Annotated in this window: 18 protein-coding genes; 8 read left to right on the top strand and 10 right to left on the bottom strand. The window is 36.5% G+C overall.

Annotation, left to right across the window (positions count from 1 at the left end; genetic code table 11):
- Positions 1 to 17: 17 nt before the first annotated feature.
- The 3 genes from ACQUQZ_RS22440 to dnaN all read left to right on the top strand — a co-directional run bounded on the left by ACQUQZ_RS22440 (position 18) and on the right by dnaN (position 3746).
- The gene (locus tag ACQUQZ_RS22440) at positions 18 to 1493 is read left to right on the top strand and encodes a phytoene desaturase family protein (RefSeq protein ID WP_435357324.1); all 1476 of its coding nucleotides are present in this window, start codon (positions 18 to 20) and stop codon (positions 1491 to 1493) included.
- 153 nt (positions 1494 to 1646) lie between these two features.
- The gene (locus ACQUQZ_RS22445) at positions 1647 to 2483 is read left to right on the top strand and encodes a phytoene/squalene synthase family protein (RefSeq protein ID WP_435357325.1); all 837 of its coding nucleotides are present in this window, start codon (positions 1647 to 1649) and stop codon (positions 2481 to 2483) included.
- Positions 2484 to 2621: 138 nt separating this feature from the next.
- Positions 2622 to 3746 (top strand): DNA polymerase III subunit beta, encoded by a 1125-nt coding sequence (gene dnaN, locus ACQUQZ_RS22450; protein ID WP_435357326.1) that lies wholly within the window; start codon positions 2622 to 2624, stop codon positions 3744 to 3746.
- A gap of 133 nt (positions 3747 to 3879) precedes the next feature.
- Here dnaN and ACQUQZ_RS22455 read toward each other — a convergent pair whose 3' ends face one another.
- Genes ACQUQZ_RS22455 through ACQUQZ_RS22465 form a run of 3 tightly spaced genes read right to left on the bottom strand, consistent with a single transcriptional unit; the run spans position 3880 to position 7491 of the window.
- Entirely contained in the window at positions 3880 to 4629 is a 750-nt protein-coding gene (locus ACQUQZ_RS22455; protein ID WP_435357678.1) for a succinate dehydrogenase/fumarate reductase iron-sulfur subunit, read from the bottom strand.
- A gap of 59 nt (positions 4630 to 4688) precedes the next feature.
- Complete coding sequence (locus ACQUQZ_RS22460) at positions 4689 to 6671, bottom strand: fumarate reductase/succinate dehydrogenase flavoprotein subunit (protein WP_435357327.1); 1983 nt, start codon at positions 6669 to 6671, stop codon at positions 4689 to 4691.
- A gap of 28 nt (positions 6672 to 6699) precedes the next feature.
- A complete protein-coding gene (locus tag ACQUQZ_RS22465) occupies positions 6700 to 7491 on the bottom strand; it encodes a succinate dehydrogenase cytochrome b subunit (protein WP_435357328.1) in 792 nt (263 codons plus the stop codon).
- A 255-nt stretch (positions 7492 to 7746) separates the two neighbouring features.
- Here ACQUQZ_RS22465 and ACQUQZ_RS22470 point away from each other — a divergent pair, with 255 nt between their 5' ends.
- Both ACQUQZ_RS22470 and ACQUQZ_RS22475 read left to right on the top strand, forming a co-directional pair.
- Positions 7747 to 10611 carry a gliding motility-associated C-terminal domain-containing protein gene (locus ACQUQZ_RS22470; RefSeq protein ID WP_435357329.1) on the top strand — a complete coding sequence of 955 codons (2865 nt, stop codon included), beginning with the start codon at positions 7747 to 7749 and terminating at the stop codon, positions 10609 to 10611.
- Between the two features lie 142 nt (positions 10612 to 10753).
- Entirely contained in the window at positions 10754 to 11695 is a 942-nt protein-coding gene (locus tag ACQUQZ_RS22475; RefSeq protein ID WP_435357330.1) for a LytTR family transcriptional regulator DNA-binding domain-containing protein, read from the top strand.
- Positions 11696 to 11781: 86 nt separating this feature from the next.
- On the opposite strand, the gene ACQUQZ_RS22480 is transcribed toward ACQUQZ_RS22475, so the two are convergent.
- Positions 11782 to 13017, bottom strand: a complete 1236-nt coding sequence (locus ACQUQZ_RS22480; RefSeq protein ID WP_435357331.1) for an NAD(P)/FAD-dependent oxidoreductase — start codon at positions 13015 to 13017, stop codon at positions 11782 to 11784.
- Between the two features lie 225 nt (positions 13018 to 13242).
- On the opposite strand from ACQUQZ_RS22480, the gene ACQUQZ_RS22485 reads away from it, so the two are divergent.
- Together ACQUQZ_RS22485 and ACQUQZ_RS22490 are read left to right on the top strand one after the other, a co-directional pair.
- On the top strand, positions 13243 to 14016 hold the full coding sequence (locus ACQUQZ_RS22485; protein WP_435357332.1) for an alpha/beta fold hydrolase: 774 nt from the start codon (positions 13243 to 13245) through the stop codon (positions 14014 to 14016).
- Between the two features lie 90 nt (positions 14017 to 14106).
- Positions 14107 to 14772: a CBS domain-containing protein gene (locus ACQUQZ_RS22490; RefSeq protein ID WP_435357333.1), complete on the top strand. Its 666-nt coding sequence runs from the start codon at positions 14107 to 14109 to the stop codon at positions 14770 to 14772.
- On the opposite strand, the gene ACQUQZ_RS22495 is transcribed toward ACQUQZ_RS22490, so the two are convergent.
- The 6 genes from ACQUQZ_RS22495 to ACQUQZ_RS22520 all read right to left on the bottom strand — a co-directional run bounded on the left by ACQUQZ_RS22495 (position 14769) and on the right by ACQUQZ_RS22520 (position 23630).
- Positions 14769 to 15992: a TCR/Tet family MFS transporter gene (locus ACQUQZ_RS22495; protein WP_435357334.1), complete on the bottom strand. Its 1224-nt coding sequence runs from the start codon at positions 15990 to 15992 to the stop codon at positions 14769 to 14771. The two genes, ACQUQZ_RS22490 and ACQUQZ_RS22495, sit on opposite strands and share 4 nt — an antisense overlap.
- 42 nt (positions 15993 to 16034) lie before the next feature.
- On the bottom strand, positions 16035 to 18542 hold the full coding sequence (locus tag ACQUQZ_RS22500; protein WP_435357335.1) for a YfhO family protein: 2508 nt from the start codon (positions 18540 to 18542) through the stop codon (positions 16035 to 16037).
- Positions 18543 to 18686: 144 nt separating this feature from the next.
- Entirely contained in the window at positions 18687 to 18992 is a 306-nt protein-coding gene (gene rpsJ / locus ACQUQZ_RS22505; RefSeq protein WP_015028736.1) for a 30S ribosomal protein S10, read from the bottom strand.
- A 124-nt stretch (positions 18993 to 19116) separates the two neighbouring features.
- Positions 19117 to 20706 (bottom strand): L-aspartate oxidase, encoded by a 1590-nt coding sequence (gene nadB, locus ACQUQZ_RS22510; protein ID WP_435357336.1) that lies wholly within the window; start codon positions 20704 to 20706, stop codon positions 19117 to 19119.
- 109 nt (positions 20707 to 20815) lie between these two features.
- Complete coding sequence (gene glpK, locus ACQUQZ_RS22515; RefSeq protein ID WP_435357337.1) at positions 20816 to 22312, bottom strand: glycerol kinase GlpK; 1497 nt, start codon at positions 22310 to 22312, stop codon at positions 20816 to 20818.
- A gap of 112 nt (positions 22313 to 22424) precedes the next feature.
- Entirely contained in the window at positions 22425 to 23630 is a 1206-nt protein-coding gene (locus tag ACQUQZ_RS22520) for an RsmB/NOP family class I SAM-dependent RNA methyltransferase (RefSeq protein WP_435357338.1), read from the bottom strand.
- 338 nt (positions 23631 to 23968) lie between these two features.
- Between ACQUQZ_RS22520 and rpsL the strand changes: the two genes are divergently transcribed.
- The gene (gene rpsL, locus ACQUQZ_RS22525) at positions 23969 to 24391 is read left to right on the top strand and encodes a 30S ribosomal protein S12 (protein ID WP_435357339.1); all 423 of its coding nucleotides are present in this window, start codon (positions 23969 to 23971) and stop codon (positions 24389 to 24391) included.
- Positions 24392 to 24471: the final 80 nt, after the last annotated feature.

Here is a 24471-nt window from a genome sequence, read left to right on the forward strand (position 1 = left end):
AAGAGTTAAGTTTATTTATGAAGAAAGTTATAGTAATTGGGGCAGGATTTGCTGGACTCTCGGCAGCAACTAAATTGGCTGATGAAGGGTACGATGTAACCATTTTAGAAAAAAACTCAATGGCAGGTGGACGTGCAAGAGTTTTTGAAGAGCAGGGTTTTGTTTTTGATATGGGGCCAAGCTGGTACTGGATGCCTGATATTTTTGAAAGGTATTTTGCTGAGTTCAATAAAAAACCTTCTGACTATTATCAACTCACTAGGCTCGACCCTTCCTATAAAGTTATCTTTGATACGCAAGATGAGATTTCATTGCCTGCAAATATGACCGCACTCGAAAATCTATTTGAGAGTATTGAAAAAGGTAGTAGTAAACGTTTGGCTGATTTCCTTTCGGAGTCTAAATATAAATATGATGTAGGTATTGGTGAGTTTGTTTGGAAGCCAAGTATTTCGATTACAGAATTCTTTGACTTCCGTTTGGTTTCTAAAGCTTTTAGTTTGGATTTGTTTGCTTCTTTTGGAAAACACATTCGGAAATTTTTCAAAAATGAGCGTCTTTTAAAATTAATGGAGTTTCCGATTTTGTTTTTAGGAGCTACACCACAAAACACTCCTGCCTTATATAGCTTGATGAACTATGCCGAAATCGCTCTTGGAACTTGGTATCCGATGGGTGGCATGCACGAGATTATAAAAGGAATGGTAGCTGTGGCAGAAGAGAAAGGTGTGAAAATCAAATTAAACGAGGCAGTGACTCATATATCAGTAGAAAATGGCATAGCCAATAAGGTAATTACTGATAATGGTACATATAATATAGATGTAGTAGTTGGTGGGGCAGATTATCATCATGTTGAGCATAACCTTTTAAATACTGAGGATAGAAATTACAGCAAGAAATATTGGGATAATCGAACGATGGCTCCTTCTTCTCTTTTGTTTTATTTAGGAGTAAATCGTCGGGTTGAAAAATTGATTCATCATAATCTATTTTTTGACGAAGATTTCAATCTTCATGCCGATGAAATTTATGAAAATCCAAAATGGCCATCTAAACCTTTGTTTTATGCTTCGGCTCCATCAAAGACTGATGCGAGTGTCGCACCTGAAGGTTGTGAAAATCTATTCATATTAATACCAATTGCCCCCGACTTGGAAGACAATGAGGCTATTCGTGAGAAATATTATGACATAGTAATGAAACGCCTTGAAAAATATGTAGGACATGATGTCAGAAGTCATGTAGTTTATAAGCGAAGTTTTGCTGTGAGTAATTTCAAAAAAGAATACAACTCTTTTAAAGGCAATGCTTATGGTTTGGCAAATACACTTTTACAAACTGCTTTCTTGAAACCAAGTTTGAAAAGCAAAAAAGTCAAAAATCTTTATTATACTGGTCAATTAACCGTTCCTGGGCCTGGTGTTCCGCCGTCATTAATTTCTGGTTTAGTAGTGGCTCAACAAGTGATGAAGGAATTCAAAAATTCTTAATGTAAATTTATATAGTATAATTCAAAACAGTTTTGAATTTCTATTGTTTATAGAAATAAAGAATTAAATTAGAGCAAAAAAATATTTTACAATGATGCTCGTCATAAAAACTAACAATTCCGTTAGTTTCCTAACAGTTTTGAATAAGATATAATGTTTAATTTGTACGAAAAAACTACGTTTGGTTGTAGTAAGCTCATCACCGAGCTTTACAGTACTTCGTTTACGTTAGGAATAAAAACCCTTGACCGAAAATTTCATGGGCCAATTTATGCTATCTATGGCTTTGTTCGCTATGCTGATGAAATCGTAGATACCTTTCATGATTTTGACAAGAAAGTTTTACTCGATCGTTATAAAGATGAAACTTTTAGAGCCATTGAAGAAGGAATAAGTCTCAATCCTGTTTTGCATTCTTTCCAAAAGGTAGTGCGTCAATATAAAATTGAGCATGAACTAATTGCAGCGTTTTTGCATAGCATGGAAATGGATTTGTTTAATGTTGTTTATGATGATAGTGGCTATGATGAATACATATATGGTTCAGCGGAAGTGGTAGGCCTAATGTGCTTGCGTGTTTTTTGTGAAGGTAACGAAGTATTATATGATAAACTAAAAGCCGATGCTCGAAGTTTAGGAGCGGCATTCCAAAAGGTTAATTTCTTACGTGATTTGAAAAGTGACTTTTGTGACCGTGGGCGAGTATATTTCCCAGGTGTTGATTTCAATGAATTTGGCATTGAATCAAAGCTAATTATCGAGCAAGACATCCAGAAAGACTTTGATAATGCCTATCGTGGAATTATTGGACTCCCAGAAGGAGCAAGAAAAGGTGTATATCTGGCATATGTCTATTACTTAAAATTATTTGATCGTATTAAACGTACATCTGCTACTCGCATTCAACATGAAAGAATTCGTGTGCCTGACCGTATAAAGTTTGCTTTACTTGCCAAAACTTTAGTACAAAGTGGACTGAACGCTTTGTAGAAATGGCAATATTTCATTTGGGTAGATTCAGTTTTTTTGCTAACTTTGCTGACTTATCTCATGCTGAAAAACTTGGCATAGTTTTCGTGAATAAGTTTTTAAAAATGAAGTTTTAAAAGCAAACCCTGATATCAACAAATGAAATTTATTATTTCGTCCTCCTCTTTACTGAAACATCTTTCTACTATTAATGGTGTAATTGCCAGTAATCCAATTGTTCCGATTCTTGAAAACTTTATGTTTCAATTAGATAAGGAAACCCTAACTGTTACTGCATCTGATATGCAAACGGTCATGATTACTGAGTTTGAAGTTGAATCACGTGATAAAGGCTCATTTGCCGTACCTGCCCGCTTGCTGTTAGATACCTTACGTAGTTTGCCTGAGCAACCTATCCAGTTAAATATTGATGAAGAAACTTTCGGAACGGAGTTAGTAACTGCTAATGGCCGTTATAAATTGGCGGGTGAAAACCCAATGGATTTTCCTCGTGTGCCACAAGTAAATCGTAATTTTAGTATTGAAATGGACTCAGATATGCTGGGTTCGGCGATTGCAAATACTATTTTTGCTACAAGTACTGATGATTTACGCCCTGCTATGACTGGTGTTTTTGTGCAGGTGTCTGATAATTCAACAACTTTTGTAGCCACTGACGGTCATCGTTTGATTCGCTACCGCCGTGAAGATATCAAATCACCGAATGCAACTTCGATGATTTTGCCAAGAAAAGCTCTTAATTTATTAAAATCTTCACTTCCTGGTGAAATCTTACCTGTAAAAGCTGAATTTAGCAATTCTAATGCTTTTTTTAGTTTTGGAAACATCAAAATGATTTGTCGTTTGATTGATGAGCGTTTCCCTGATTATGAGAATGTTATTCCACAAAATAATCCAAATAAATTGAAAATTGAGCGGACAGAGTTATTAAGCACTTTAAAACGTATTTCAATTTATTCAAATAAAACTACGCACCAAATTCGCTTGAAGATTTCGTCCAACGAATTGGTTATTTCAGCCGAAGATTTAGATTACTCGAATGAAGCAACTGAGAAGCTTTCATGTGAATATGATGGTGAAGAAATGGAAATTGGTTTCAACGCTAAATTTTTGATTGAAATGTTGAATAACTTGAGTGTTAAAAATATTTCTTTGGAAATGTCACAACCTAATCGTGCAGGTTTGATTATTCCTGTTGAAAAAACTGAAAATGAAGATACTTTGATGCTTGTAATGCCTGTAATGTTGAATACTTATGCGTAAGATTAATGATTGAATGTGTATGTGATAGAATGAATATTTTCAAAACTATAATATCACAACAAAAATTTCATAAAAAAGTCCCGACTTCTCACGAAATCGGGACTTTTTATTTATATTCCTTATAAACTAACTCTTAGTTCGTAGAACCTAAGCTCGCTCCAAGGTACTCACGATTTAAGCGAGCAATGTTTTCAAGAGAAATCTCTTTTGGACATTCAGCAGCACAAGCACCTGTATTAGTACATGTACCAAATCCTTCCGCATCCATTTGAGCAACCATTTTCATTGCACGGTCTGCACGCTCTGGCTGTCCTTGTGGTAAAAGTGCTAATTGTGAAACTTTTGCCGAAACAAATAACATTGCTGACGCATTTTTACATGCCGAAACACAAGCTCCACAACCAATACAAGCAGCAGCAGCAAATGCTTTATCTGCATCATCTTTTGGAATTGGTAATGAGTTTCCGTCTTGGGCATTTCCTGTGTTTACAGAAATATAACCACCTGCTGCAATGATGCGGTCGAATGAGCTTCTATCAACAACCAAGTCTTTTACAACTGGGAATGCCACTGCTCTCCAAGGCTCAACAACAATAGTATCGCCATCTTTGAAGCTACGCATGTGTAATTGACAGGTTGTTACACCTTGCAATGGGCCATGAGGTTGTCCGTTGATGTACATACTGCACATTCCGCAGATACCTTCACGACAATCGTGGTCAAATGCAATCGGTTCAGTTCCTTCTGAAACGAGACGCTCATTTAAAACATCAAACATTTCTAAGAAAGACATATCTTCCGATATACCTGCGACTTGATAAGTCTCTAACTTACCATTTGTTTTTTTATTTTTTTGACGCCAAACTTTTAGCGTCAAATTCATATTTCCTTCAGACATAAAGTTAAATATTTTGAATTCATCTCTAGTAGAGACAAAAGGTTTTACTTATAACTTCTTTGAGCAATTTTGATGTTTTCGTAAATCAATGGTTCTGGATTAAGGCTCCATTTGCTTTCACCTTCATATTCCCATGCAGCTACATACATGTAGTTTTCGTCGTCACGAAGTGCTTCTCCTTCTTCGGTTTGATATTCTTCACGGAAGTGTCCTCCACAAGATTCATTTCTATTCAAAGCATCTACGCACATCAATTCGCCTAATTCGATAAAGTCAGCAACACGACCAGCTTTGTCTAACTCAGGGTTAAACTCATCAGCATCACCTAAAATACGGAGATCTGACCAGAATTCTTTTTTCAAGGCTTGAATTTCAACAATTGCTTCTTGTAAACCTTTTGCATTACGAGCCATTCCACATTTATCCCACATAATTTTACCTAAACGCTTGTGGAATGATTCTGGAGATTGTTTACCCTTAATATTTATCAATTTATTAATTCTTTCCTGAACCGCTTTTTCAGCTTCAACAAAAGCAGGATGGTCAGTTGGAATTGATTTTGTACGAATTTCGCTTGAAAGGTACGAACCAATTGTATAAGGAATAACAAAATATCCATCAGCCAAACCTTGCATCAAGGCACTTGCTCCCAAACGGTTTGCACCGTGATCAGAGAAATTAGCTTCGCCCAAAGCATAAAGACCAGGTACGTTTGTCATCAAATTGTAATCAACCCAAAGCCCACCCATTGTATAGTGAACTGCAGGATAAATACGCATTGGTACTTCGTAAGGGTCTTCACCAGTGATTTGCTTATACATATCAAACAAGTTACCGTATTTTTCTTTTACAACGGCCTTGCCCATTTCTCTGATTTCTTCTTTCGAAGGATTATGCATATTTTTCTTATTCGCTTCGATTTTTCCATAACGGTCAATCGCAGAAGCATAATCAAGGAAAACAGCCATTTTTGAAGCACCTACACCATAACCTGCATCGCAACGCTCTTTAGCGGCACGTGAGGCAATATCACGAGGAACTAAGTTTCCGAAGGCAGGATAACGACGCTCTAAGTAGTAATCTCTTTCTTCTTCTGGAATATCATTTCCTGCACGTTTATCATCTTTTTTCTTTGGAACCCAAATTCTACCATCATTACGCAATGATTCCGACATCAAAGTCAGTTTCGATTGGTGGTCGCCAGATACAGGAATACAAGTCGGGTGAATTTGAGTATAACAAGGATTAGCAAAATTTGCTCCTTTTTTATGTGCTTTCCAAGCGGCAGTTACGTTACTACCCATTGCATTGGTTGACAAATAGAATACGTTTCCGTAGCCACCTGTACAAAGCAATACTGCGTGTCCGAAGTGACGCTCTAATTCGCCAGTTACTAAGTTTTTAGCAATAATCCCACGAGCTTTTCCGTCAATCATTACTACGTCAAGCATTTCATGGCGAGTGTACATGGTTACATTACCGATACCCACTTGACGCTCAAGACCTGAATACGCTCCAAGTAATAATTGTTGTCCAGTTTGTCCAGCAGCATAGAAAGTACGTTGTACTTGTGTACCACCAAATGAACGGTTTGATAGAAGTCCACCATATTCACGAGCAAAAGGCACACCTTGAGCCACACATTGGTCAATAATACTTCCAGAAACTTCAGCTAAACGATGCACATTTCCTTCTCTTGCACGATAATCACCACCTTTAATGGTATCATAAAATAGACGGTAAACAGAGTCACCATCATTTTGATAGTTTTTGGCAGCATTGATTCCACCTTGTGCTGCAATCGAGTGAGCACGGCGAGGAGAATCTTGAAAACAGAATGCTTTTACTTTATAGCCCATTTCGGCTAATGTAGCGGCAGCAGATGCTCCTGCTAAGCCTGTACCAACCACAATAATCTCCAAACTACGCTTGTTAGCTGGGTTTACTAATGGCACAGTAGAACGATACTTTGTCCATTTGTCCGAGATTGGACCTTCAGGAATTTTGGCATCTAATTTATTTGACATCTTATTTCTATCAATTAGTCTATTAAAATCAATTACCCATTAAATGTTGTATGTAAAAATATATCGGCATGGCCGCAAATCCCAAAGGAATAGCAATGGCAAAAACCCAAGTTCCGATAAATTTCACTAAAGGCGTATATTTTGGGTGATTCCAACCTAAAGTTTGGAAAGCACTTTGAAAACCATGATATAGGTGATACGCTACGGCAAACATTCCCAAAATGTAGAAAATCACCAATAAAGGATTTTGGAAAGAAACACCTACCTCTTTGTATAAATCTTTGAGTACGACTGTATGTGTACCAGCAGCCTCATTGCTCATTTCCACCATTTTCACTTCTTGTGAATAAGTGCTTGGCATTTCTTCAGTGGTGACTACACCTGAAACAACATTTTCAGTATATTTTGCATAAGGAAGTGGCTCGTTATGAAATTTGTACCAAAAATCTCCCATGTGAACAACGATATAAACCAAAAGGATTGTTCCGAGAATTGCCATGTTACGACTTGAGAATGAAGATTGATTTCTAACAACCGCATAAGCTATAGGTCTAGCTTTGCGATTTTGGAATTCAAGGTAAAGTCCCCAAAAAGCATGAAATAAAATCAGTGCGTAATTAACATAAGAAATTACTTTAATCAATGGGAAGGTTGTCATAAATACAGCGTATTTATTAAACGCATAACCACCGTCGTTTTTGAAAAGTTGTAAATTTCCAATGAGGTGTACTAATAGAAAAGTACAAAGAAACAACCCTGTCAATGACATGAGAACTTTCTTTCCTATTGAGCTTGATAATGTTTTTGTTAGCCAAGACATAGCCTTATTTACGAATTTTGATTGACAATAGAGGAATTTGTAATTCCTTTGAAAAGTACAATTACTTTCAATGCCCAAAAGTAAGCCACAAATAGCTTAGAATCAATAAAACTTTTCACTTTTTTGATAATTTATTATCGAATTAGAAATTTAACTTCTTGTTTTGTAAAATTGTTTTCAAAAAATCTGTTGATTTATCACACAACGGCGTTGTTTTTTTCGTTTATATTTACAGACAATCCTAATCGTTTGCTTATGAAAGCTTTGAAGTTTACAATATTTACTTTTTTTATCTGCCTTTTGTCGATATTCCACGCAAATGCTACCCATTTAAGAGCAGGCGAAATTACCGCAAAAAGAATTTCAAATACTACTCTCACCTACCGGGTGACGCTCACCACCTATACCGACCAAATCAATGGTGTACAGGCAAATGAAGGACAAAACTTTGTCAAATTTTATTTCGGTGTCACGGGAGTGCCATTATATGATGTCAAACGTAAGAAAAAATTTCTTATCAATGCCTCGACCATGTGTAATGTTTATGATACAACATTTACATTTCCTGCTCAAGGTAAATATACCATTACTTGTGCTATCACCAATCGTAATGCCAATACTGTTAACCTTCCTGGAAGAACAGATGAGATTAGTTTTTTTGTCGAAACAACCATTGTTGTAAATGGTGCTTTAGGACTAAACAATACACCTGTTTTACTAAATATTCCTATTGATACTGCTGGTGTTGGCAAACGTTTTATTCATAACCCTGGTGCTTTTGATGCCGATGGCGATAGTTTGGCTTATCGATTAACGATTCCAAAAAGAGATTTTGGTGAAGGTTCGGGATTGGGAGAGTTTATTACTGGCTACAAAGATCCTGCCTCATTGGGACAACCTCTGCTCACCGAGGATGGTGCTGGAGCATCTATTTTCAAGATTGACCCCATTACAGGTGATTTGATTTGGGATGCCCCTGGTAAATGGACAACACCCCAATATCAAATAAATGTGGCTTTTATTGTGGAAGAGTGGCGGAAAGGCTTTGATGGTAAATATGCAAAAATTGGGGAAATTACACGGGATATGCAGATTATTGTTGTAGAAACTCCAAATAATCGACCCGTACTGACTGTGCCAACCCAAATTTGCGTGGAAGCTGGACAAAAGGTTGAATTTAAAGTTTCAGCAAGAGATAAAGACAATAACAACCTAAAAATAACAACCAATAGTGGGGTTTATAATCGTGATGCTAGTGGTGTAAATGCAAGTTATGTATTTCCGCTTGAAGCTAAATTTAATCCCTTAAATGCCACGCAAAAAAGCCCTGCCGAAGGCACATTTACTTGGGAAACTAACTGTAAGCATGTGCGAGGGCAGGCTTATGATGTATTATTTAAAGTCGAAGATTTCCCGGGGCGTTTTGCTGTGCAATTGACTGATACAAAGACTGTTAAAATAAAAGTTATTCCGCCACGTCCTCGTGGATTATTGGCAAAAAATACTGAAAGAGGGACAGAACTTCGTTGGCAGCTTTATCCTGACTGTAATATTCAGGATGCTGAAATTATTGTTTATCGAAAAGAGGGTTGTTCAAATTATATTCCTTCACAATGTGAACTGGGCTTACCTGCTTCATTAGGATTTGTTGAGGTGGCAAGGGTTTCTGTAAAGGACACTTTTTTCTTAGATAATAAAACTCAAAACGGTAAGATTTATAGTTATAGTATTGTAGCAAGTTTGGCCACTTCTGATTTTGTTTCCATTCCAAGTGTGCCTTCTAATGAAGCTTGTGTTGGAAGCGAATTGCCTCAACTTGCTCCTGTTATGACCAATGTAAGTGTTGATAAAACTGATGCACAGGCTGGTCAAATCACCGTAAAATGGACTCGCCCACTAAACTTTGATTCAACAAGTTTCAAAGGGCCTTATCAGTATAAATTATATCGAGCAACAGGTATTAGTGGAGGAGCCTTTCAACTCATATCTTCAATTAGTACAAAAGTTAATAAGGCTGCCGACACTGTCTTTATCGATAAAGGCTTGAATACCTTCCAAAATGGCTACACATACAAAGTAGCATTTTTGTATGAAGGCGACAAGGTATTAGCAGAAAGTCAGGCAGCAAGTAGTGTTAGACTTACCGTTGCTTCAGATGCTCAAAAAGTGAAATTATCTTGGCAAGCCAATGTACCTTGGAATAATGATAATCGTAAACACAGAATTTATCGAGAAGTCAAAGGCAAACCAGGTACTTTCAATTTGATAGCCGAAGTAGGCGTTCAAGCTGTCAATACTTATGTATATTTTGATGACGGTCTTGACCGTTTTCCAGATGATGGTACAAATACCATTCAGTTAATCATAGATTCGACTTATTGTTATAAAGTTGAAACAGTAGGAGCATACCTAAAACTACCACAATTAGGCCTTTTAAATAACTTATCTCAAGTATCCTGCGGTTCGCCAATTGATAATACACCACCTTGTCCGCCCAATTTAACTTCAGAAGAAATCAATTGTCAAACACTTGACCGCAAAGCTATTTGCGAGGCGAGCAGTTTATCAAATAAATTCAAATGGAGTACACCACTCAGTGCGGCGGGTATTCTTTGTAGAAAAGATATTGTGAAATATAATATTTATTATGCACGATATAAAGACGAAAAGCCTACGCTATTGGCAAGTGTTGCCTCACCCGAAACATCTTATACTCACGTAAGGCCTTTGCAAGATGGTTTTGCAGGATGTTATTATGTAACAGCCGTCAATGTTTTGAATATCGAAAGTGCTCCAAGTACCATGATTTGTAAAGATAACTGTCCAACTGTTGAACTACCAAATACTTTCACACCAAATGGAGATGGTAAAAATGACACTTTCACCCCAATGACTTGTACGGCTTTCATTAAAACAATTAGTATAGAAATATATGATAGGTATGGGACGAAAGTATATGAAGGAACGGGTGATAACTTGAGTTGGGATGGAAAATCAAGCAATGGTGCAGAACTTCCATCAGGCACCTATTATTATTTGGCAAAGGTGTTGATTCAACGATTGGATAAAAACGATGAAACACCAAGTACTATCAAGGGTTGGATAGAGTTGATAAGGTAACGAAGCTCATTTGTTTATAATTGACCATTGCATTGCTTTTTCAATTTTCGTACACTTTTAAAGTATAAAACCCTATCTTTGTGGCTTGATTCTTGGTATAGTTTTTGAGCGTTGATTCAAAAATACCTAAATATCAAGTCCTATGAAAACCATTTTGAATTTGCCAATGAACATTTTGCGTAGTTTTTTCAGTACAATTAACCTATTTTTAACGGCTATAAGTAAACAAATTGTTTCCTTTTTTCATGCTTTTAAACGCCCAATGGCTACTTCCATCAATTCGATGAGAGGCTTAGTTATTTCACTCTTAGTTGGTTTATTCGTTGCTATAGTTGCCGTTGGGGTTCAGCCTTTTGGGCTTTCTGATTTCAACCATGAATCAAAAACATTGTATTTAATTGGTTTTGGTGTGGTGGCTTTTATAGGAATGCTGGTTGCCAAATTTGCTTTACCACAAGTATTGAAAGGTTTTTATGATGACCAAAATTGGACTATTGGCAGGCAAGTAGTTCATTTGACAGTAGTGATGCTTATCATTGGACTTTTGATTCTTACTTATAACAATTATTTTAGTATTGCCTCATTTACATTGATTGAGGTTTTAAAGGTTGTGGCCGTTGGAGTTATCCCTGCAATTGTGATCACTTTTATTCAACAAAAATTATTTCATACCCGATTTACCTCTGCTGCTGATGACATCAATAGCAACCTAAGTTCATTGAATTTGCCAGCCTCTAAGCAAATATTACCTGTATTGGTCTTTGGTGAAAGTGGTCAAAAATTAAGTCTTTTGCCAAATCAATTGATTTATGCTGAAACCTCAAAAGATTCCACAGATTTTTATTGGCAAAATTTAATGGGTGTTGAAAAAACGACTGTCCAAACATCTTTGGATAATGTTGAGAAAGAACTTTCATCACATCCACAGTTTGTGCGTTTACACCGCAATTTTGTGGTAAATATGCGTGGTATTCACAAAGTAGAAGGCAATGCACGAGGGTATCATTTATATGTTGCTCGCAAAAAACATGCAATTCCTGTATCTTGGAAATTTCACAAAAAATTAGAAGAAATTGGCAAGTAACTAAAGAAGTATCTTATACAAAAGCAGCTTAAAGAATGACTTTAAGCTGCTTTTTCTTTATCAAATTTATCTTTAAAATCATAATCTTACATCTCCGCTATCATCTCCCCTACTTCTCTACCTGTTTGCATGGCTGCATTAAGCGAAGGGTATGCTAAATAATCGCCACAACGATAAAGATTGTCACTTAATTTCAAAGATTGTTTTGGAGTTTCTGCACGATATTGCACCAAAGATTCAGGAATATGATAAGTTTTTAAATGCTTCCAAACATTTACTTGAGCTCCAAACCAATCAAACAATTCTCGCTTGATTCTACTCGTAAGTTTTTGTTCATCCACTTTGTCTAATCCTTGTGTACTTACTGAAATTAATGATTTTCCTGCATTACCGTATTCTGGTGAAATATCACTTGGCACACATACGTTATGCACCACACCTCTACGATTAGGGTTCAGTGCTATCATTTTTTGTCCTTTCAATGGCGAAGATTCTGCCGAAAAATAAGTACAAGTGGTGGTATTATAAATTCGTTTAGCTGTTTCTCCCAAAAACATATCAGTTGTATGAGGGTCGGTTGCCAAAACGATTCGGTCAGTTGTTAAAATTTCGCCCCCCTCCAAAAAAACTTGATTATTTTCGATTCCTTTTACACGTGCATTGCGGCGAATCTTAGTACTTGAAATTTTTTCGGCAATTTGGTCAGGAATAGCTTGCATTCCTTCAAGCGGAATAGCTGCATCACCTCTAAAAAATTGTTTGAATGTAAATTGGAAGAAACTACTCGACGTAATTAATTCATTTTCAAGAAACACTCCTCCAAAGAAAGGCTTGAAGAAATTAGTAATCATTTTATCGCTCCAGCCATAATTCTTTAAGAAAGTTAATGTATCAGTGGCTTGCATCTTAAAAAAATCTTCGTCAGGAATTTCTGCTAAATCATTAGCAAATTTTCTGATTTTTAATTTATCACTAAATGAGCCAACCGAAGAGAAAGCCATTGTGAGATAAGCCATTTTTTTTCGGAAAGGATTCTCCATTTTCATAAAGCCTTTGTCTGCTTTAATCAATGACCCCGACTCAAAATACTTTAGGCGTAAATCGCTATAATTCAACGTTTTACGAGCTTCTGGATAATTTGTTAGTAAGACCTGAAAACCTCTATCAAGTTTAAATCCCTCAACTTTATCTGTTCTCACTCGCCCACCGAGTTCATCCGAACCCTCTAGTAGCATAAAACTATATCCTTTTTCATTGAGGTATTTGGCACAAGTTAGTCCCGAAATACCTCCACCAATGATTACTGTTGAAAAGTCATTCATAAACTTTTATGGAAGGTTTAACGTTTTTAAATTAAAAGTTTTGAAAATTCGATTTTAAAGCCCTATTTTGTTTTGTGCTTTTAGCAATTAGTCTTTAGTTGATAGCTATAAAACATTTTTTGTACATTTTCAAAGCTAAATGCTAACCGCTAATAGCTAAATGTTTTTTGCAAATATACACCCTTTTATAATCAAACGGTACATATAGAAATTTACAATTAACGAATGAATTACGAAATAAAACAACAAGGTGAATTCAAATACATTGACGAAGGTCAAGGTGATACTTTACTTATTTTACATGGTCTTTTTGGAGCATTGAGCAATTTTGATGATGTCATTGAAGGTTTCAAACACCGTTGTAGAATAGTTATTCCTGTAATGCCAATTTATGATATGCCCATGCGGGAAGCAAGTTTAGATGGTTTGCAGGCATTTATCGAAAGGTTTGTGGCTTTTAAACAATTAGATAATCTCATTATTTTGGGAAATTCTTTGGGTGGACATGTTGGTTTACTTTATACACTTGCTCACCAAGAAAATATCAAAGCTTTAGTTTTGACTGGCAGCTCAGGTTTATTTGAAAATACGATGGGTGGCTCATTCCCCAAGCGTGGCAATTATGAATACATACGTGAGCGTGTAAGTTATACTTTTTATGACCCAAATACTGCTACAAAAGAATTGATTGATGAATGTTTTGAAATTACTTCTAGCATTCCCAAATGTATGAATATTGTGCAGATTGCCAAATCGGCTCAACGCCATAATATGGCCAAAGATATTTTGAATATTAAAGTACAAACTTGCTTGATTTGGGGCTTGAATGATACCATTACACCTCCTCATGTTGGTTTTGAATTTAATCGTTTGATACAAAATTCAGAGTTGTATTTTATTGATAAATGCTGCCATGCTCCAATGATGGAACGCCCTGTCGAATTCAATATTTATCTCAAGAATTTTCTTGATAAAGTTCAAACAGAAGTAGTGGCATAAGATTTGTTAGTTTTAGGCTATAAGCATTAGGCTTTAAGCTTTTGAATAATAATTGATTTGCATTAAATAAGTATGTAGCCAATTTTTAATATGACAACTGCCGAAATCATCAACCATGAATTGCCCATTTTAAAACTTTCTGATACTGTTGGAGATGCTTTAAATTGGATGGAAGAAAACCGTATTGTGCAATTGGTGGTTGCTGATAAGGAAAAATATGCTGGAATAGTCAGCGAAGAAACACTGATGAATTATGACGAAAATATACAGCTATTTGATGTAATGCTGCAATTTTCTGAAATATATCTATTTGATTATCAGCATATTTATGAATCTTTAGGGCTCATCTCAAAATACCACTTAGATATACTCGGCGTGGTTGATGAAGAGCAAAACTTTGTTGGAACAATCACGGCTGTAGAAATATATAGCAAATTTGCCGAACTTTTGGGAAGTCAAGAACCGGGAGCTGTTTTGGTTATTGCTCTAAAAAGTCGTGATTATTCTTTAGCTGAAATCAGTCGTTTGGTTGAATCTGACAATGCAAAAATTACCAGTAGTTATTTCTCAGGAAGTAACTTCGCAAATGATGATTCAGCAAGGTTAACCTTAAAAATCAATCGAGAAAATATCAATTCTATCATTGCTACACTCGAACGCTTTGGCTATATTGTAGAAGCAAGCTACGCCCACGAACCCATCGAAAGCCTAGAACAAGAACGCTATGATATGCTTATGAAATATTTAAGCATTTAAGATGTATGTCCAGGATTCTTCTTTAAAGTTCTGATAATCAACAATAAACTTATCGCAGTTAAGATAGCTGCAGCCATGAAGGCTGCTCCTGGAAAATAAACAGGTGCATCTTTTGCCGTAAATTTATAAAAGAGAAAAGTCATTAAAATAGGCCCAATAATTGCTGCTACGCTGTTCAAACTTGTAAGTGAGCCTTGCAATTCACCCTGCTCATTGGCTGGTACTTGAGAAGAGATAATGCCTTGCATGGCTGGCCCAGCCAAGCCCCCCAAAGAAAACGGCACCATGATTGCATACATCATCCAGCCTTGGTTAGCAAAAGCATAAGCAAACGAGCCTAAAATTGAAAATGCAAATCCTACATAAATGGCATTTTTAGTTCCTAACTTTGGAATTGCTATTCGGGTAAGTCCACCTTGAACCAAGGCAATCATGACTCCAATAAATGTTAATGACCAGCCAATTTCTTTATTAGACCAATTGAATCTTTCTTTGGTAAAATAAGACCAAGTGCCTTGTGTAGAAAAATTTGAAATATATACTAAAAATAAAGCCGCTACCAAGCCAATCAACATAGGAAAACGACGTAGATTTACTAAAGCCCCAACTGGATTTGCTCTTTTCCAATCAAACTTCCGTCTATTTTCAAGTTTCAATGATTCTGGCAGTACAAAATAGCCATATAGCCAGTTTATTAATGTCAAAATACCAGAAACCATAAATGGTACACGTGTACCAAAGTCACTTGCAATTCCTCCGATGATTGGGCCAACAATGAATCCTAAACCAAAAGCAGCTCCAATCATACCAAAATTTTGAGCTCTTTTTTCGGGTGTACTTACATCCGCCATATAAGCAGCCGCTGTTGTAAAACTCGCACCCATGATGCCTGCTATCAAACGCCCTACAAACAACCAACCAATGCTTGGAGCAAAAGTAAGTAACAGATAATCAAGGCCAAAACCAAAAAGAGAGGCCAACAAAATTGGTCGTCGTCCGAATTGGTCACTCAAACCTCCTACAATGGGCGAACAAACAAACTGCATCACTGAATAAGCAGCAAATAAAAAACCTCCATACCTTGCCGCTCCACTGACATCGGTATGAGCCAATTCTGAGATTAACGAAGGCATGACAGGAATAATTATCCCAAAACCAATAGAGTCAATTAAGACTGTAATTAAGACAAAAGATGTTGCAGCACTACGTTTTTCAGACATTATTGATGTGTTTTTATTCTATTTTTAACTTATAAAGCTATGCTATCGGTTCTTCGTTGAAAGCTTTTCTTCCTTTTTTTTGCGTAAAGAAAAAAATACTATTCCAGCTCCCCAAATTAAAATTGAAAAGATTGAAACATACGTTCCTTCTCGAACATAAGGTGGTTCAAATTTTAATTCTATTTGGTGTTTTCCTCTATCTAATAAAATACCCATTAATCCTGCATCAACTTTCTCAATGGTTACATTTTTTCCATCTACAGTCGCAGACCAACCTTTATCATGTGGAATGGCAAGGAAAAGTATTTTTGAAATACCCATTTGAATATCTCCTTTAATCAGATTAGGCGAAAATTCCTTGATTTGTAAAGTATCTTGCTTTGCTTTATCTGTCCAATTTTTGAGTGCTTCAAGCGTAATCCCTTCTGGTGGTAAAGTGACAGATTTTACTTCTTTAAAATCTTTGAGTTTTGTTTGAAGCGTTTTGTTTACAGCCACCGCTTGCAATAAAATTGCCTGACGGCTCACCGAATCAAGTTTTTCAAAATTATCCTCCGAAATATAGCTGTCAAAAGTTACACCCAGAGGTAAAGTATCTTTTAATTTAAGTACTCGCACTTCTCCAAAGGCTGCAACAGAATCCATATTCATACCTCTATAAGCAGTAAAGGCATTTGGAGTCTTTGATAAGTAATATTTTACACCGCATAATCTCTGAAGTAAAGGTGAACCTATCAAACCAGCAATCCATCTTGAAGCTGTTTCATCTCTTGGATTCAACAACTTCACGCTTCTCATAAATCGTACATAATTGAGTTGATTAAACGACTGATAAGTTCTTGAACTGTAATAACCTTGTGCTTTTGCATCATTCATGCTTGCATGTATGGATGTGCCTGAAGCATACTCTTTCTCTATTCTATAAAAAGGTGAGGTATCTGTCTTTTTTAAGTATGCCACTGCATCTAAAGTTGCATCTTTAAAGCCACTGCCTACCTCATTCATTTCTTGTTTTGTTGCTTTACTTCTTTTATTTACTGTCGTATTGTTGGAAAAGAAAATCATTTCACTCATACACACTACTAATAAAGAAACGACTCCAACGCTTAACCATGCTTTTTTTGAAAGTAAAAATAAGATTCCTGCATAAAGTAGTATTAAAAAAGCAGCTGTTTTTTGCAAAGATTTATTGATATTCTCATTGGGAGCAAATCCAAAAAGTATAATCAGTAGAATAAGGATGGTTGCTAAAAGAACTATCACACCCATTTTCTTTTCTTCTACAATGCTTTGAATGGCTCTTAAATTCAAAAATAATAAAGCTAGCAATGTAAAAAGACCTAATGTTCGGTAATAATCCCCAGTAAATAGCCAAAAAGTATATCTGAAGTACGGAAATAGCATTACCCAAAAACACATACCTAACAAAATTCCATAGACAATTCTTGATTTTTTATTTCCAAAATAAAAAACTTGTGGGGCAGCAACCAAACTCAATAAACCGCAATAAAACATAGGAGCTTCCATATAATTATTCCAACCTCTGAAAGTTTCAGCATTCCCAATCATATTAGTCGAAAACAATCGCATGAAGTGAGTGCTACGCTGCAAGGAATCGGCCAATCCCAAAATTGGTTGCGAAAGCAATTGATTCGTATAAGCAAATTCTCCACTACCACGTGGACTTTCAAACATTTGGAACACATTACTTCCAAACATAAAAGCTCCAATGCCTACTCCCAAAACTGAAATGAGACCAATTGTGACGAGTCCAATAAACCATTTACCAAAATTCCATTGTTGAATTTCATTAAAACGAAGCGTATAATATATCACTATCAAAATCGTGTAGAGATACAAATAGAATGGCAAATGAATGGCAATCATTGCAATAGGAATTGGAATAAAATACCATTTCTTTTCGCTAATAAATTTTTCTAATGCAAATAAAAGTAATGCTGTATATACCACTTCTGTACCAAAAACAGACATTTGCCAAGTTGTACCAAGCACCATATACCCACTAAAAGCATATAGAAAACCACCTAAAACAGACAAAAACCCTTGAATTTTTAGTGTACGGAGGAATAAGTAGAAGAATATTCCTGCTAACAAGAGTTCAAGTAGAAAAACATAAATGAGATTATTGGCTACTTGTTCTTTTCCTCCTAAAACTAATAAGAATGTGAATGGATCAAACCAATAAGGGTGCATATTTTGCCCTAAACCTTGCTCAAATGACCAGCCAGGCGAACCAAATTTATCCCAATAATCAGCTAATTGATAAAGTTTAGGGTAGTCAAAATTATAAGAATCGCTCCCTATATCTTTAAATAAAAATACATTTTTACCAAAAAGAAAATCTTTATAAAGAATAGAAGCTATGAATAGTAATATAATTGGTAGAATAAAAGCACCATAGCGTTGAAAAAAAGCTAAAAGCGTATTTTCAGAAGTATCTATTATATCAGTGAGCGATGAAGCCATTTGATTGGTTGATACAGATTGAAGAGGAACGTTGGATGAGGCTTTGTTCTTTTTCTTACTCATTGTTTAAGATATTAGGGATTAGTTGCAATTTAAGAACAAGTTTTCAAATCTCATGCCATTTTACACCATGATTTAAAAATAGTAGGCATAAAAAAAGCCTTTGTTTATCAAAACAAAAGCTTTTTACCAGTAATTTTATGAAAACTACACTTTAATTTCCACATCAACACCGCTTGGTAACTCCAATTTCATCAAGGCATCTACTGTTTTCGGGCTTGCCGAGTAGATGTCAATTAGACGTTTGTAAGTACACAATTGGAATTGCTCACGAGCTTTTTTGTTCACGTGTGGTGAACGCAAAACAGTGAAGATTTCTTTGCGTGTTGGTAACGGAATTGGACCGCTAACAACAGCACCTGTAGATTTTACAGCTTTCACAATTCTCTCAGCCGATTTGTCCACCAAATTGTGGTCAAATGACTTCAACTTAATTCTGATTTTTTGTGACATTGGTTCAAGTATTTAAAGTGAGAAAAACCTTCGCCGAAAGAACCATTTGCTTCGACAAAGAACAAGATGCTATTTGCATCGGGGTGCAAAATTAGCTACTTTTTTTTTAATTTGAAAGTTTTCTTTATAAAACAGAATTTTCTGGTTTGCCACCGAGCTTATAAGGATAGTCAGTAGTAAAATGTAAACCTCTACTTTCCTTCCGTTTCATGGCACATTTGATAACCATTTCGGCACATTGAACTAAGTTTCTCAACTCACACAATTTCATTGAGAGCTTCGTTTTTTTATAAAATTCCTCCGTCTCATCTTTAATTAATTTCAATCTTCTCATAGCACGCTCCAAACGAAAATCTGAGCGAACAATTCCGACATAATCAGCCATCATTCTTTGTAATTCTCTGAGATTATGTGTTACCAAGACTTCTTCATTCGATTGTTCAGTACCAAATTCGTTCCAATCTGGCACGTTTTCCTGAAAACTCAAATTATCAAAATCATGCAATGCTTCTTGAGCAATTCTATGTCCAAAAACGGCCGCTTCGAGTAAAGAATTGGATGCCAAACGATTGGCTCCATGCAAACCTGTTGATGAACATTCGCCACAAGCAAACAAACGATTGATAGTAGAGCGTCCCATTTCATCAACCAAAATTCCTCCACATAAGTAGTGTGCTGCAGGAACTACTGGAATTTGGTCTTTGGTAATATCAAGACCAATGCTCAAACATTTTTCATAAATATTCGGAAAATGTTGTAGAATTAACTCTTTTGGCTTGAACGAAATATCTAAATACACATGGTCATCTCCCGTTTTTTTCATTTCTGCATCAATCGAACGAGCAACAATGTCACGTGGAGCAAGCGAGCCACGAGGGTCATAACCGTGCATAAATTCTTCGCCTTTTTTATTTTTCAACACACCTCCTTCGCCACGAACAGCTTCGGTAATCAAGAAACTTGGGTATTCTCCAGGGTTATAGAGTGAAGTTGGATGAAACTGAATCATTTCCATGTCACGTACTCTTCCTTTGGCACGGTAAACCATCGCAATACCATCGCCAGTGGCTATGACAGGATTGGTTGTGGCAGAATAAATATGCCCTGCTCCACCTGTTGCCATCACAGTCATTTTTGATAGGATTGTTTCTACCTCACCTGTTTGTAAATTTAGAGCATAGACACCATAACAAGTTACATCATTGGTTTCACGGTTTACTTCGATGCCCAAATGATGCTGTGTAATAATTTCCACCGCATAATAATGCGTCAAAATTTCAATATTTGGGTTTTTGCTCACCTCTTCGAGCAAAGCACGTTCGATTTCTTTACCCGTAATATCTTTATAGTGTAAAATTCGTTTTTCTGAATGCCCGCCTTCACGAGTGAGGTCATATTCTCCATCATGTTTATCGAAGTTTGTGCCATAATCAATTAATTCTTGAATACGATCAGGGCCTTCTTTCACAACAATCTCCACAATTTTTCGGTCGCAAAGTCCATCACCAGCAATCAACGTATCGCTGATGTGTTTTTCAAAAGAATCGGTATTGGGGTCAAAGACGGCAGCAATTCCACCTTGAGCATATTTGGTGTTGGTTTCATCGGCGTTTACTTTCGTTAAAACCAAAACTTTTCCTTTCGCCGAGGCTTTGAGTGCAAAACTCAAACCTGCAATGCCCGAACCTATAACTAAAAAATCTACTTTTGTCATTTTCAATGAGTGAATGAGCGAATATAATGAATGAGTGAATTATATGATTCAAAGTTAGTCGTAAATTTCCTCATTCTACATTCTTAATTCTAAATTCTTAACTACCAACCTACTTCTCCCAATCAAAAGACCTCTTAATGGCTTTCTTCCAACCTGTGTAAAGCTTTTTACGTTCGGCGGCTTTCATTTTTGGTTTCCAGGTTTTGTCTTTTCCCCAGTTTTTCAACAAATCGTCTAAATTTGCCCAAAAACCAACTGCCAAACCTGCCGCATAAGCTGCTCCTAAAGCAGTAGTTTCAATCATTTTGGGGCGAATAACTGGCACTTTAAGCATATCTGACTGAAATTGCATCAATAATTCATTCACAACCATTCCTCCATCAACTCTTAATGATGTAACCTCAATACCCGAATCTTTTTCCATTGCCTCCAATACATCTCTGGTTTGATAAGCTGTTGCTTCCAAAACCGCACGGGCAATGTGTCCTTTATTTACATAGCGAGTCAAACCTGCAATGACACCACGAGCCGATGATTTCCAATAAGGTGCATAAAGTCCCGAAAATGCAGGAACAAAATAAGCCCCACCATTGTCTTCAACAGTTTTTGCTAAAGCCTCAACATCGGTACTTTTCTCAATCATACCCATATTGTCACGTAACCATTGCACCAATGCACCTGCAATTGCCACCGAACCTTCGAGTGCATAATGCACCGGTTGGTTTTCAAATTGATAAGCAACTGTTGTAAGCAAACCTGCCTTTGAAGGAACGATCTCTGTGCCAGTATTCATCAACATAAAACAACCTGTACCGTAAGTGTTTTTGGCTTCGCCAGGTTGGTAACAAGTTTGTCCGACAAGAGCAGCTTGCTGGTCGCCCAAGATACCTGCCAATGGCACACCTTTCATAGCATCTGAAGTAATGTGGCCATAAACTTTACTACTTGGCTCTATTTTGGGCAACATTTGCAATGGAATATTCATAATTGCTGCCAATTCCGCATCCCATTGTACAGTTTCAAGATTCATTAATTGAGTGCGACTGGCATTGGTCACATCTGTAATGTGTAAACCTCCGTGAATACCTCCTGTCAAATTCCACATCAAGAAGGTATCCATATTACCAAAAATCGCTTCACCTTTTTCTGCGTCTTCACGCACACCAGACACATTATCTAAAATCCATTTGATTTTTAAGCCACTAAAATAGGTTGCCAAAGGCAAACCTGTACGGTCTTGAAAAAATTGTGAACCATGACTTTTGGTGAGAGCATTGACGGTTTCTCCCACACGTGTATCTTGCCAAACGAGTGCATTATAATACGCTTTCCCTGTACGTTTGTTCCAAATTACTGCCGTTTCTCTTTGATTTGTTATTCCGCAAGCGGCAATATCTTCGACCTTGATATTTTTATTGATGCGAGCCAAAGCGATTACTTCGAGGGTATTTTTCCAGATTTCTTCTGAATTATGCTCAACCCAACCTGGTTTTGGATAAATTTGCTCATGTTCTTTTTGTCCTACCGAAACGATATTTCCTTTTTTATCAAAAATAATGCAACGTGTGCTGGTAGTGCCTTGGTCAATTGATGCGATGTATTTCATAGGTTTTGTTGAATATGGTATTTTTATAGGGTTGAATTTCTTGGTCAAATATATGAATAAATATTTTTAATTTTTCATCTTGACGGATTAGGAAGTCCGTCGTACAAAAAGGTTACTTCCTTTGTATCAAAGCCATATAAAAACCATCAAAACCATCATTGGCTGGCGAAGTACGTTTTTCTTCGATTAATTGATATTCGGGATTTTGTGCAATGAACTTTTGTACTTGCTCTTCACTTTCAGAAGGTAAAATGCTGCACGTGGCATATACCATTTTTCCACCATGTTTGAGCATTTTTGAATAATTTGCAATGATTTCTGCTTGTGTTTGTTTAATTTTTTCTAGAAAATCGCTTTTCAGTTTCCATTTAGCATCAGGATTTCGGCGAAGTACACCTAAGCCTGAACAAGGCACATCTAGCAAAAGTCTATCAGCACTTTCTCTCAATCTTTTGATGGTTTTTGATTCTATGAGTTTGGTTTCTACATTACCAATGCCATTTCTTTTGGCTCGGCGTTGCAGTTCTTGAAGTTTATAATCTTCCACATCCATCGCAATGATTCGCCCTTTATTTTCCATCAAAGTTGCCAAATGAAGGGTTTTTCCACCTGCACCTGCACAAGCATCAATTACTCGCATTCCTGCTTTTACGTCTAAAAAAGACGCAATCAACTGACTACCAGCATCTTGCACTTCAAACATTCCTTTCTTGAAAAGTTCGGTAGCAAAAACATTTGCTCTTTTAGGAAGCACTAAAGCATCAGCCACATTTGGCAATGTTTCAGTTTCAACACCAATTTCTCGGAAAGCCTTTTTTAAATCTAACTTATTGATTTTCAATGTATTTGTGCGTAAAACCACATTGGCTTGATGATTCATCGCATGGAGTTCGGCCTCCCATTTATTACCCAGTTCTTGCTCGCCAATCGCATCCATCCAATCAGGAATTGATTCACGTACTTTTCTTATTTCTTTGGCTTCTTCTTTACGAGCTAAAATTTCTTTTGGATTTAGTTTAGAAAACTCGCTCCATTCGGGTAATTTATCACCTTGTAACACCCTCCACGAACCAAAAAGTTGCCAAAAGAGAGCTTCTTCCTCCACTCTTACGCAATTGATATTTGAGACGAATTTTAGTAAACGCCACCAACGAACAATCTCATAAGTATTTTCGGCAATAAAAGCCCTATCTCGACTGCCCCATTTTTTATTAGATTTCAAAACCTGCTCAATTACCTTGTCGGCTTGACGATTTTCGTTGAAAATCTGTTGCAAGGCAAAAACAATGGCTTCAACTAAAACTCTATGATATTTCATGTAAATGTTGTTTCTTTTAAACTTTGTCCCAAAATTAACCTTCTTTCTTGTAGCAATGAAAAAATATTTCAAATACGCCTTTTTGTTGATAGTTTTTATACGGATTTGCCAAACTTAACCTTAAATAGCCATGTATAACAGGTATATTTACATAGATGTGAATAAACACTAATTTCTTTGAACTAGCTTATAAATATTGAAAAAACTCACCTTTTACAAACAAATCTTCAATAAACCAATAATATCTTCAAAAACTCTTTTCTTTTTCAAAATAAAAGCCGTACCTTTGCAGCCCTAATTGGAAATTAGTATCTAAACGAAAACAATTTTTTAACAAAATGCCTACTATACAGCAGTTAGTAAGAAACGGCAGAGAACAAATGACTTGGAAGTCTAAGTCGCCCGCTTTGGATTCATGTCCGCAGCGTCGTGGCGTTTGTACTCGTGTTTATACTACGACCCCAAAAAAGCCAAACTCAGCACTTCGTAAAGTAGCTCGTGTTCGCTTAACAAATCAAAAAGAAGTCAATGCCTACATTCCAGGTGAAGGACACAACTTGCAAGAACACTCAATCGTATTGATTCGTGGTGGTCGTGTAAAAGACCTTCCGGGTGTACGTTATCACATCGTTCGTGGTGCTTTAGATACCGCAGGTGTAAACAACCGTAAACAAAGCCGTTCAAAATATGGTGCAAAACGTCCTAAACCAGGTCAAGTTGCAGCTCCAGTGAAAGGTAAAGGCGGTGCTAAGAAAAAGTAATTTCCAGTTGACAGTTTTCGGTTAGAGGTTAAACATTAGTTTTTCAATTAACAACAAATAACTTGACAACAGGGTAGTAA

Source organism: Emticicia sp. SJ17W-69, assembly GCF_051209875.1.
Taxonomy (GTDB): Bacteria; Bacteroidota; Bacteroidia; order Cytophagales; family Spirosomataceae; genus Emticicia.

What these genes read in the sequence shown, in the direction of transcription:
- ACQUQZ_RS22440 (WP_435357324.1), top strand. Translation starts at nt 18, where the DNA reads ATGAAGAAAGTTATAGTAATTGGGGCAGGATTTGCTGGACTCTCGGCA.
- ACQUQZ_RS22445 (WP_435357325.1), top strand. Translation starts at nt 1,647, where the DNA reads ATGTTTAATTTGTACGAAAAAACTACGTTTGGTTGTAGTAAGCTCATC.
- dnaN (WP_435357326.1), top strand. Translation starts at nt 2,622, where the DNA reads ATGAAATTTATTATTTCGTCCTCCTCTTTACTGAAACATCTTTCTACT.
- ACQUQZ_RS22455 (WP_435357678.1), bottom strand. Translation starts at nt 4,629, where the DNA reads ATGAATTTGACGCTAAAAGTTTGGCGTCAAAAAAATAAAAAAACAAAT.
- ACQUQZ_RS22460 (WP_435357327.1), bottom strand. Translation starts at nt 6,671, where the DNA reads ATGTCAAATAAATTAGATGCCAAAATTCCTGAAGGTCCAATCTCGGAC.
- ACQUQZ_RS22465 (WP_435357328.1), bottom strand. Translation starts at nt 7,491, where the DNA reads ATGTCTTGGCTAACAAAAACATTATCAAGCTCAATAGGAAAGAAAGTT.
- ACQUQZ_RS22470 (WP_435357329.1), top strand. Translation starts at nt 7,747, where the DNA reads ATGAAAGCTTTGAAGTTTACAATATTTACTTTTTTTATCTGCCTTTTG.
- ACQUQZ_RS22475 (WP_435357330.1), top strand. Translation starts at nt 10,754, where the DNA reads ATGAAAACCATTTTGAATTTGCCAATGAACATTTTGCGTAGTTTTTTC.
- ACQUQZ_RS22480 (WP_435357331.1), bottom strand. Translation starts at nt 13,017, where the DNA reads ATGAATGACTTTTCAACAGTAATCATTGGTGGAGGTATTTCGGGACTA.
- ACQUQZ_RS22485 (WP_435357332.1), top strand. Translation starts at nt 13,243, where the DNA reads ATGAATTACGAAATAAAACAACAAGGTGAATTCAAATACATTGACGAA.
- ACQUQZ_RS22490 (WP_435357333.1), top strand. Translation starts at nt 14,107, where the DNA reads ATGACAACTGCCGAAATCATCAACCATGAATTGCCCATTTTAAAACTT.
- ACQUQZ_RS22495 (WP_435357334.1), bottom strand. Translation starts at nt 15,992, where the DNA reads ATGTCTGAAAAACGTAGTGCTGCAACATCTTTTGTCTTAATTACAGTC.
- ACQUQZ_RS22500 (WP_435357335.1), bottom strand. Translation starts at nt 18,542, where the DNA reads ATGAGTAAGAAAAAGAACAAAGCCTCATCCAACGTTCCTCTTCAATCT.
- rpsJ (WP_015028736.1), bottom strand. Translation starts at nt 18,992, where the DNA reads ATGTCACAAAAAATCAGAATTAAGTTGAAGTCATTTGACCACAATTTG.
- nadB (WP_435357336.1), bottom strand. Translation starts at nt 20,706, where the DNA reads ATGACAAAAGTAGATTTTTTAGTTATAGGTTCGGGCATTGCAGGTTTG.
- glpK (WP_435357337.1), bottom strand. Translation starts at nt 22,312, where the DNA reads ATGAAATACATCGCATCAATTGACCAAGGCACTACCAGCACACGTTGC.
- ACQUQZ_RS22520 (WP_435357338.1), bottom strand. Translation starts at nt 23,630, where the DNA reads ATGAAATATCATAGAGTTTTAGTTGAAGCCATTGTTTTTGCCTTGCAA.
- rpsL (WP_435357339.1), top strand. Translation starts at nt 23,969, where the DNA reads ATGCCTACTATACAGCAGTTAGTAAGAAACGGCAGAGAACAAATGACT.